Here is a 10,499-nt window from a genome sequence, read left to right on the forward strand (position 1 = left end):
GTCTTGCCACGTCCTTCATCGGCCCTTGATGCCAAGGCATCCACCGTGTGCCCTTTACCGCTTGACCTGTTTCAGGCCTGGTATTAGCCTTTGGACAAAAAAACTTATATTCTCTTGTTAATGTGCCAGAACATAATTAAACGCCCTGGCAGCTTGCCACCAGGACGTTACCTGGCTTTATGCCGCCTATGTTAAACTATGTTCCTGCTCCTGACATTCTTCCTCTCTTCTCTCGTCATGAGAGCAAGGTAGATAATATCACACGTTAATAAAGGGTGTCAACTCCAGGCTTCAAGACTGTTTGCAGTCTCCTATCACGATTAAAAGACGCGTTACTATCACAATTTTATCCAAAGTCGGCTTATTAAAAACTGCTCCTTTCAACATTCTTTATGATATACTTTTTATTAATTTTTCAGCCTGAGGTCTAAATTATGTGGAACTGGTTTATGCAAAACGGAATATGGATTCTTAGCGTTGCATCATTCATCCTATCGCTGGTTCTAATTAGTCGCGACTTTCTACGAAAAAAGCTGCTGGGTAGAAAAAGCCAAAAAGACAGCCATCGCCTGGAAAAAATTCTTCCAGTCGTTTTCTGGCTAACCTGCACCCTTCTGCTATTAATCATCGCCAGTGCAATTGGGGCAATTTTAATGTCTGAAGAGGGGGCCAGCGCTCATATTACTTCGGAAAATATCCAATTATGGCTGCTGGAGCATGGCATGCCCATCCTTCTTATTATAGTTCTTTCATTTCTTATATATCGCATCATCGCACTGGCAATCCCAAGATTAGTTGAAAAATATCTTCAGATGAGAGCCGTCGGCCGACATTCTAAATTATGGTACCAGAACCGCAGTCAAACACTTGGTACGGTACTGACAACCACTTTGGGAGGCTTGATTGGGATTATTGCGATTTTCATGCTGTTGGGTGAATTTAATATTAATATTGCCCCCTTGTTAGCCGGTGCCGGGGTGGCCGGTGTTGCCATCGGTCTGGGCGCCCAGAGTCTGATCAAAGACTTCCTGAGCGGTATGTTCATATTCTTAGAGGATCATTTCAATAAGGGGGATGTGGTTGAAATAGCCGGCCGGGTTGGTACAGTTGAGGAAATAAATCTTCGGCGCACAGTGCTCAGGGATCTTGATGGTATAGTGTACTCTATACCCAATGGTGAAATTACTATTTCCTCCAACTATACCAGGGACTGGGCCAGAGTAAAGCTGGACGTTCCGGTAGCCTACGGTGAAGACCTTGACCGGGTTTTCGAGGTACTTAATAAGGTAGGCAAAGAGCTGGCTGAGGACAAAGCATTTGCTTCCAAGATAAAAACGCCGCCACAGGTGCTTAGGGTTCAACATTTTAATGTTTCCTCCATTGATATAAGAATGTTGGGGGATGTTAAACCGAACGAACAATGGGCGGTTACCGGAGAGTTGAGGCGAAGAGTTAAAAAAGCTTTCGACTCCGAGAATATAGAAATCCCGTTTCCGCATATAAAGCTGTATTTGGGAGATAAAGATAAAACTCCAAATGCTATAATTTCCTGTGCGTCCTGCCAGGCACAGTCTCTGACGGGGAATCGATTTTGCGGAAGTTGCGGCAAAGAGCTCAGCAAAAATCAGGTGGAGTAGCAATTGATTCTTCCCCTTGCTCAAACTCCAGTTGTGGTTGTATAATCGAGCTTCATAGAGAGGAGTAACACAATGCCATCATTTGCTTTTTTTCAGGGAAAAACCGTACCGTTGGAGGATGCCAAAATCGGGGTAATGACCCACGCCCTTCATTATGGAACAGCTGTTTTTGAAGGTATACGTGGTAACTGGAACGAACAAGTCGGGCAGGTATACCTTTTTAGACTAAGAGAACATTACCAGCGCCTGTTAAATGGTGCCAGAATACTCAAAATGAATCCCGGCTACCTGTCGGAAGAATTATGTAATATTACTGTAGAGCTGGCAAGAAAATGTCAATTCCGTGAAGATATATATATCAGACCGCTCGCATATAAAAGTTCAGAGGCGCTGGGTGTGCGTTTACACAACCTGGAAGACGACCTGCTGATAATCATCATACCCTGGGGAGCCTATCTTGATGTGGAAAGCGCGCGTTGCGGTGTCTCTTCATGGCACCGCCCGGCAGACAATACTATGCCGCCGTCAATTAAGCTGGCTGGAATGTACATCAATAATGCTTTTGCAAAAACCAATGCCGTCGAAAACGGCTTTGACGAAGCAATTATGCTAACGCCGGATGGCCACGTGGCAGAAGGCAGCGGAGAAAATATATTTATTTTCACAAACGGAAAATTAGTGACGCCGCCAATCAGCAATAATATTCTCCCTGGAATAACCAGGGATTCCATTATCACACTTGCCCGCGAAGAATTCGGCATTGAAACAATTGAACGCTCAATAGACCGGGTCGAGCTGTATAACGCCGATGAATGCTTTCTGACTGGTACTGCAGCACATCTGACACCGGTGTCTGAAGTAGATAACTATACAATCGGTTCAAATGCCGTCGGGCCATTAACCGCTAAGCTAAGAGATATTTATTTCGATGTTATTCGAGGGAAAATCCCCGGGTATATACACTGGTGCACCCCGGTATTCCCTGAATAAACCTTTCAAAGCTTACAACATATGGTTGATTTGATTTGCGCAATGGCATGCTTAACGGATTTCCTGCCCATAGCCTGCCCGGCGATCATCTTTTACCCAGAATGGCATTTGCCAAATAAACGGTGAACACAGAACGGCCGATTGTGTTTAAAATTGTGCTTGCTGGCTAACAGCCTCATGGCAAAGCAGGCATATCTCGAAAAGTGCACCTGCCAGAATGATTAACCTTGGGGATTTTTATCCGAACTAATGCTCTTTAGAAGACACAGAACCTTGGCAGCTTCTTCTAAAACAGTAGTGAAACTAAAAGCTTCTTCCAATAACTGGCCAATGGAAAAACTGCCATGCCCATATAGCATGACAACCCTTCTATCCTTAAGCTCGCGGGCAACTTCCTCATCCAGACACCCTGGTTTAAGGTTTTGCCCCCAACCGAGCACGGGGACTTTCCCGATAACATCATACCATTCATCCTTGGGTACAATTTCATGTTCGGCAATGGAAAAGGCGGTAGCATATGGGGGGTGAGCATGGACGATTGCCTGGGCATTGGTAGACTGGTAAATAGCCCGGTGAACCGGTAATTCAGACGAGGCTAAAGGCGTGTTACGATCGTTCCTGCTAATACCGGTCTCAATCAGGTCCTGCTCAGTAAGACAACCGAGCATTGAACCCCGACGGGTAATTACCATACGTTCACCGAATCGAACGGACAGGTTACCGGAATGCGAAGTAACCAAGCCTCTTGAGCTGAGCTCTCGGCCGATGGTTTGGAACTGGTCTAGCAGCATAGAAACCCCTCCCCCAGAGCTTTTTACACCGTTAGTGTATACCCAGTTCAGCAAAAAAGGCAAATTGTCTGTTGTAGTACTCTATGCACGTCAGCTATAATTTGTAACCATCGCAGTAATGCACGGAATTAAAAGCCTCTGCGGAACGATAATTGCAGGTATTAGATAAAAACCATTGATAAATGCAATAACTGCATATATGAATAATAAGGAGGTCTAACAACCGTGGAGAAAACCATATCAGTGATACCCGGTGCGTATCGCCCCAAATCATTTGGCAGAAAAGATTCATTTACAATTATTTGTACCAATGAAAGAACCATCTTAGCGCAATTTACAAGCCAAATGATGAAGACTGCGGTGAAAGAGGCTCGCGATAAGGCAAAGGAAGAAGGGAAGGGCTTTTTTGGTCAGTGGGGCGCACAAATGACTTCAACATCAAACTACCACCAAAGGTACTGGGAGATGAGCCCAGCAGATATACTCACTGAAACTGAGGGGAATTTTGACCTTCCTCACCCCCAACTCGATAGATTAAAGGCTAAGAAGAAGGTTGAGCACGACGAAGATTCATTCGAAGTAAAAACTGAACTGCAGTTTGAAACCGCCAGGGATAAATACAAGTTTATGATCGACAGTTATTCAAAGGAATTTATAGAAGAATTACGTAAGATTTACGCAGACAAAGTACAGACATAAATAGCCATTTTTCAGTACGGCCTTATTTTTCGTCCCCGGCTTAGACACGGTAGCCATGTGGCTCAACATGGATAGTGACGTGGGAATTGGGTAGATGGTCTTCAATCTGGACTTCAAGTTGATTGCATATTTCATGCGCGCGTGAAACAGTATACTCTGGAGGCACTTCTACGTGTACATCAATATGCCTTTCGCTGCCCGCCTTCCGGGTTCGCAGCGCATGAAAACTGATAACATCACCACAGTTTTCCAGAGATTTTTTTATCATTTCCTCTTCATGCGGCGGCAAACGTCTGTCCATTAGATTGCTGATTGATTTGCTGATAGTAATAACTGACGTTCGAAAGATTAATAGCGATACTGCCAGTGCTACGATTACATCGAAGATGTAATTATCAGTAACAGCAACAATGCCCAATCCGACCAGCACCCCTAAAGAGCTTAGTGAATCAGCCAACAAGTCATGACTGGTGGCTTCCAGGGCAGCTGAATCTGTATCTCTGGCAATCCTTAGGACATATAAGGCAACCACCAAGTTGATCAGAATGGCACCTATAGTGATGTAAATACCAGCAGTTACCATTTGTATTTGAGCAGCGGAAACTAGCCGGACAATGGCTTCATAAGCAATAAAACAAGCCGCCAGAAAAATGAATACCCCGATAATGGCTCCAGCCAGATTTTCAGCTTTTCCATGCCCGAATGCATGCCCCTTATCTGCTGGCTTGGCGGCAATCTTTATACCCGCCAGTCCGATCGCAGCACCGGATAAGTCGATAATACTATGGATAGCATCAGCGCGAAGCCCAATGCTTCCTGTAACAAGACTGCCAACTATCTTCATGACAATTAAAGTGGCAGTAGCTGCAATCGCGACAATACTGCCGCCTTCCTTACTGCGGAAAAAGCTGGGTTTTTCAGATAATGGTTTTTCCTTCATTCCTTAGACCTCCGCTAGCAGCAAAGGTAAATGATTGCAGGTGATTCGTGCTGGTTAGCTCTCTGGTGGTTGACACAAACTTTTAAACGGATTTTATATACCAGAGGATTCTAATTGCTTATATCACTAAAGTCAATGTGAGTGTTGCGCCTGCCAAACCCAATTGCTACAATTAACTCTCAATAGTAGCATTACATTGAACTTGGCAACAATCCTTACGGAGGAGTAGATGGTACCTGATTACAATCCGCTGATAATTGAGCCTAAATGGCAAAAAAAATGGGATGAGGACAAGCTATACAAAGTAACCGAGGATCCTTCCAAACCAGAGTGGTATGCTCTTACGATGTTTCCTTATACTTCAGGCGACCTCCATATCGGCCATTGGTATGCCATGGCACCATCCGACGTCCACGCCCGCTTTAAAAGAATGCAGGGGTTCAATGTATTGCACCCGATGGGCTTTGACGCCTTTGGTCTGCCAGCTGAAAATGCGGCTATCAAACACGGGATTCACCCTCATAGCTGGACAATGAAAAATGTTGAAAACATGCGCCGTCAGTTGAAAAGCATTGGCGCTATATATGATTGGGACCGCGAGGTTATCACTTGCCAGCCGGAATATTATAAATGGACCCAATGGTTTTTCCTCAAGCTTTATGAAGCGGGTCTAGCTTACCGCGCCAAGGCTCCGGTCAACTGGTGCCCGAAATGCAATGTTGTATTAGCTAACGAGCAGGTAGTTGATGGTGGATGCTGGCGCTGTGAAACACCAGTAATCAGGCGGGCTCTCAACCAATGGTTTTTCCGCATCACTCGTTATGCAGACGAACTTATGCAGCATGATGGGCTCGATTGGCCAGAAAGAATAAAGACCATGCAGAAAAATTGGGTTGGAAGAAGTGAAGGGGCTGAAATTTGCTTCGATGTAGATTGTGATAAAGAAACTGAGGGAACCATCAAGGTATTTACTACTCGACCTGACACTGTATACGGAATAACATATGTCGTATTAGCCCCCGAGCATCCTTTGGTAGAGAAGATCACCACGCCAGATCAAGCAGATCAAGTTGCTGCCTATGTTGAAGCTACTCGTAAGAGAACCGAAATTGAACGGCTTTCAACAGAAAAGGAGAAGGATGGGGTTTTCACCGGAGCTTATGTATTAAATCATGTTAACGGAGAGCGAGTCCCGGTCTGGATAGGGGACTATGTCTTGTTAAGCTATGGAACCGGGATGGTAATGGGTGTACCTGCTCATGACTATAGAGATTTTGCTTTTGCTAAAAAATACGGCCTACCAATAAAAACTGTAATTGCCCCTCCTGATTGGCGAGGTGAAGAATTGACTGAAGCATACGTTGATGAAGGAGTTATGGTAAATTCCGCTTCTTTCAACGGAATGTCTTCCAGCGAAGGCAGAATCAAGGTTACGGAATATCTTTCCGCCAAAGGGTGGGGTGATTTTGCAGTAAGTTATAAATTACGGGACTGGTTAGTCTCCCGTCAGCGCTATTGGGGAGCACCCATACCAATGGTTTACTGCCAGCAGTGCGGTATCGTGCCAGTAAACGAAGACGAATTGCCGGTTATGCTTCCTACCGATGTCGAGTTCGCCAACAGTGGCGAATCTCCATTGAAACATCACGATGGCTTTCTTAAAACGATCTGCCCGAAATGCAAAGGTTCTGCTATACGAGAAACCGACACGATGGATACATTCATGTGTTCATCGTGGTATTTTCTCAGATATACCAGTCCCGGTTTTAAACAGGGCGCTTTTAACGAGGCAAAACTGAAATACTGGATGCCAGTGGATTTGTATACCGGAGGCGCCGAACATGCTGTAATGCACCTGTTTTATTCCCGTTTTTTCGTCAAGGCGCTGCGAGACATTGGGCTCGTTGATTTTAATGAACCCTTCACCAAGCTATTCAACCAAGGTACCATCATCGTCAACCGGCAAAAAATGAGCAAATCCCGTGGAAATGTGATTAACCCTGATCACTATGTATCTACGCTGGGGGCTGATGTTGTGCGCACCTACCTTATGTTCGTTGCTCCCTGGGAACAGGGAGGGGAATGGAACGACTCTGGAATATCCGGAATCAATCGCTGGCTTAACCGCGTATGGAATATGTCACTTGATAAATACAATCCGTCTGATACAATCGATACTGCCAACGTGAGGGAATTCGAAAGAAATCTTCATCAAACAATACGCAAGGTAACCCAAGATATAGATTCCATCCATTTCAATACTATGCTCTCTACTTTGATGGAACTAACCAATTACCTGGGGAAGGTAAAGGAAACAGGCTCAGTTCCCGGCAAATACTGGGAAGAAGCAATTAAATCGCTCCTCCTGATGCTGGCTCCTTCCGCTCCCCACATCACCGAAGAAATTTGGCAACTGCGAGGTCTGCCCTATTCAATACACAACCAACCCTGGCCAAAATGGGATGAAGAAAAAACCCGAGATGAAGAAATCACTATAGTAGTACAGATAAACGGCAAGCTTAAAGGTAAAATAAATCTCCCGGTTAACACCTCAAAAGAGGAAGTATTGGAAAAGGCTATGACAGCTGACCGGGTATCACCATATCTGCAGGGGAAAAGCGTGGCAGACATCATATATGTCCCCGGCAGAGTAGTCAATCTGGTAGTGAAATGAAACTGACTATAATCGGTGGCGGGAACATGGCAAAAGCTATCATTAAAGCTTTACTTGAAAGCCAGGCAATTTCCGCGGAAGAAATCACTGTCAGCGATGTAAATCCTGAAAATCTGAAAATGCTACAGAACAGCTTGAGCGTCAACACCGTTTCCAGCAACCGAGCCGCGATCTGTTCTGCAGATATAGTAATTCTGGCAATAAAACCTCAAAATCTGGATGAGTTATCGAAAGATCTCTCCCGCAGGTTCAAACCTGGTCAGTTAATAATATCGATCCTGGCTGGGACACCCCTTGCCAGGCTGATAACCAAACTCCAACATAACGAAATTATTCGAGCAATGCCAAACACTCCAGCCCAAATTGGTATGGGTATGACGATCTGGACTGCGTCCGAGCAAGTGTCTGCCAAACAACAGCGGGATGCACAGACTATTCTTTCATCGATGGGGTCAGCCCTGTGCGTAAGTGATGAAGGTTATATAGATAAAGCAACTGCAATCAGTGGCAGCGGCCCAGCATATTTCTTCCTTTTTATGGAATATATGGTCGATTCAGCAATCAAGCTTGGCTTTGATATTGAAACTGCACGTAAATTGGTTTTACAAACTGCTAAGGGTTCAATAACATATGCAGTGTCATCCAGCCAAAACCTCTCGGAATTAAGGCGCCAAGTTACTTCACCCGGGGGCACAACCGCCGAAGCGATTGCTTATTTTGAATCAAATGATATTAAACAAATCATAAACGGGGCAATCATGGCCGCATATCGCAAAGCTACTGAAATGGGCAGACATTGAGCTGCCCATTCATTATGTTATAATAATACAGTATGAACTGGCTTGATATTATACTTCTAGTATTTTTGGGCCTCAGTGCTTTTCACGGGCTCACACGCGGATTTATTAAATCCGCGTTCGCTATCGTTGGCGCAATAGCTGGAGTGATCTTGGCCAGCCGTTTTTATGACAACGTTAGTGCATGGTTTGGTTTTAGCGGCAACAACGTGTTTAATGTGTTTTCTTTCGTACTTATACTGATTGCGGCAATGATCATCACAACGCTTCTGGCCAACTTGGTAAAAACTGTCATCTCGGCTATTCTGCTGGGATGGGCAGACCGTATCGGCGGCGCGATATTGGGTTTGACAATCGGCGCTACATTGCTTGGTGCACTGTTATCACTCTGGGTAAAACTATTTGAATCTTCCATTCTGACCGATTCATTCATTGCCTGCTTTCTGGTAAGTAAATTTCCGTTGCTGGTAGCGTTATTACCTGCAGAATTTGACTCAGTGCGCGATTTTTTTACCGCGTTCCTGTTTTAACTTGCGGCTAGTCCAGCTTGGGCTCTTCACCAGGATGAAGCGCCTTCCACTTTTCCAGTAAAGCATCTCGGCTCTCTTCGTTTTCTGGGTCCAAAACGAGAGCTTCTACCGGACATATATCAACGCATTGCGGAGACTGGTAACTGCCAACACACTCCGTGCATCGGGCCGGGTTAACGACGTACTTCGTCTCTCCTTCGCTGATAGCATTGTTGGGGCATTCCGTTTCACAGGCACCGCAACTAATGCAATCATCCGTTATTTTGTATGCCATCTGGTTATTTTTCCTCCTTGAATAATCACTGTCAATATATCGAGAATTATTTCTTGCTAACTATTTTTTCCCGGGTGCTGCTTATTCCTCACAGCGCGGGCGATATGCGTTGGAACGAAATCGCTAATGTCGCCATTCAGACGGGCAACTTCCTTCAATATCGAACTGCTTAAAAACTGGAATTTCGGGCTGGCCATGAGACATACCATTTCAAGGTCAGGATCGAGCTGCTTGTTCATCATTGCCATTGCAAACTCAAATTCAAAATCACCACTTACCCTGAGTCCTCTCACCAGTACCTGCGCACCGCATTTGCGTGCAAAATCTACTGTAAGGTCGGAATATGGCTTAACGCTAATATTGCTATACTCTTTTACTGCCTCTTGAGCCAGTAAAACCCTTTCTTTTAAAGAAAAAAGCAATTCTTTCTTGGGGAAATCAAAAACACCAATCACAACTTTACTAAATAAACGGGCTGAACGAACAGCAATATCGATATGACCGTTGGTAATAGGATCAAACGTTCCTGGGTAAATTGCAGTGATCACGGCTAACTCTCCATCATGAAAAATGCAGCAGTACTATCGCCATGCTTAAGTTCTTTAAACATTTTCATGGACGAATATTCCTGCCGTAATGGACGGCGGGATGAATGGGTGGTGCATACAATAGTACTACAGCCTACGAGGGGAGAATTTGCCAGCTGTTCCAGGATACTGTCTATCTCAGTACTAGGATAGGGAGGATCCATCAGTATTAAATTGTACTCCTTGTCCACCAAATCTATCGCCCGACTTACATTCAGGCAATACACTCTGGCTTGTTGGCCGAAACCCAAGTTAGCCAGATTTTCCTTGATTATAGCACAACAGCGCTTGTCACGGTCAACAAAATCAACCCATCCGGCTCCCCTGCTGAGTGCTTCCAGCCCAAGCGATCCGGAACCAGAGAATAAATCCAGCACATTATCGCTTGAAGCCCCCAGGTTAGCAAGCGATGAGAATATAGCTCCGCGAACAAGCTCCGTCGCCGGACGAGTTGGTGTACCTTTGGGCATCTTGATGTGACGCCCTTTCGCTACTCCGCTAATAATCCTCATGGTTGTAATTATAAAGGATTGGAGTCGCCAGCTAAAATCACTACCTGTAATTGTTGCATCAAACCTGT

Annotated in this window: 11 protein-coding genes; 6 read left to right on the top strand and 5 right to left on the bottom strand. The window is 45.0% G+C overall.

Annotated elements, in window-relative coordinates:
- The first annotated feature begins 434 nt into the window (after positions 1-434).
- The gene (locus tag PHX29_06355) at positions 435-1,637 is read left to right on the top strand and encodes a mechanosensitive ion channel family protein (protein MDD5605508.1); all 1,203 of its coding nucleotides are present in this window, start codon (positions 435-437) and stop codon (positions 1,635-1,637) included.
- A 72-nt stretch (positions 1,638-1,709) separates the two neighbouring features.
- Positions 1,710-2,627: a branched-chain amino acid transaminase gene (locus PHX29_06360; GenBank protein ID MDD5605509.1), complete on the top strand. Its 918-nt coding sequence runs from the start codon at positions 1,710-1,712 to the stop codon at positions 2,625-2,627.
- 221 nt (positions 2,628-2,848) lie between these two features.
- Here PHX29_06360 and PHX29_06365 read toward each other — a convergent pair whose 3' ends face one another.
- Positions 2,849-3,418, bottom strand: a complete 570-nt coding sequence (locus PHX29_06365; protein MDD5605510.1) for an aldolase — start codon at positions 3,416-3,418, stop codon at positions 2,849-2,851.
- Positions 3,419-3,643: 225 nt separating this feature from the next.
- Between PHX29_06365 and PHX29_06370 the strand changes: the two genes are divergently transcribed.
- Complete coding sequence (locus PHX29_06370) at positions 3,644-4,117, top strand: hypothetical protein (protein MDD5605511.1); 474 nt, start codon at positions 3,644-3,646, stop codon at positions 4,115-4,117.
- A gap of 40 nt (positions 4,118-4,157) precedes the next feature.
- Here PHX29_06370 and PHX29_06375 read toward each other — a convergent pair whose 3' ends face one another.
- Positions 4,158-5,057 (bottom strand): cation diffusion facilitator family transporter, encoded by a 900-nt coding sequence (locus PHX29_06375; GenBank protein ID MDD5605512.1) that lies wholly within the window; start codon positions 5,055-5,057, stop codon positions 4,158-4,160.
- A 229-nt stretch (positions 5,058-5,286) separates the two neighbouring features.
- Between PHX29_06375 and leuS the strand changes: the two genes are divergently transcribed.
- The 3 genes from leuS to PHX29_06390 are packed head-to-tail and all read left to right on the top strand — an operon-like array spanning position 5,287 to position 9,058.
- A complete protein-coding gene (gene leuS / locus PHX29_06380) occupies positions 5,287-7,731 on the top strand; it encodes a leucine--tRNA ligase (protein ID MDD5605513.1) in 2,445 nt (814 codons plus the stop codon).
- The gene (proC, locus tag PHX29_06385) at positions 7,728-8,531 is read left to right on the top strand and encodes a pyrroline-5-carboxylate reductase (protein ID MDD5605514.1); all 804 of its coding nucleotides are present in this window, start codon (positions 7,728-7,730) and stop codon (positions 8,529-8,531) included. Before leuS ends, proC begins: the two co-directional genes overlap by 4 nt.
- A 32-nt stretch (positions 8,532-8,563) precedes the next feature.
- Positions 8,564-9,058, top strand: a complete 495-nt coding sequence (locus tag PHX29_06390; GenBank protein MDD5605515.1) for a CvpA family protein — start codon at positions 8,564-8,566, stop codon at positions 9,056-9,058.
- A 7-nt stretch (positions 9,059-9,065) separates the two neighbouring features.
- Here PHX29_06390 and PHX29_06395 read toward each other — a convergent pair whose 3' ends face one another.
- From PHX29_06395 to rsmD, 3 genes are all read right to left on the bottom strand, one after another.
- Positions 9,066-9,368, bottom strand: coding sequence for a YfhL family 4Fe-4S dicluster ferredoxin (locus PHX29_06395; GenBank protein MDD5605516.1), 303 nt, complete (start codon positions 9,366-9,368; stop codon positions 9,066-9,068).
- A 20-nt stretch (positions 9,369-9,388) separates the two neighbouring features.
- Positions 9,389-9,880, bottom strand: a complete 492-nt coding sequence (gene coaD / locus PHX29_06400) for a pantetheine-phosphate adenylyltransferase (GenBank protein ID MDD5605517.1) — start codon at positions 9,878-9,880, stop codon at positions 9,389-9,391.
- Between the two features lie 2 nt (positions 9,881-9,882).
- A partial coding sequence (gene rsmD, locus PHX29_06405; protein ID MDD5605518.1) for a 16S rRNA (guanine(966)-N(2))-methyltransferase RsmD occupies positions 9,883-10,499 on the bottom strand: 617 nt, incomplete at its 5' end.

Source organism: Dehalococcoidales bacterium (assembly GCA_028717385.1).
In the GTDB taxonomy this organism is placed as follows: domain Bacteria; phylum Chloroflexota; class Dehalococcoidia; order Dehalococcoidales; family CSSed11-197; genus CSSed11-197.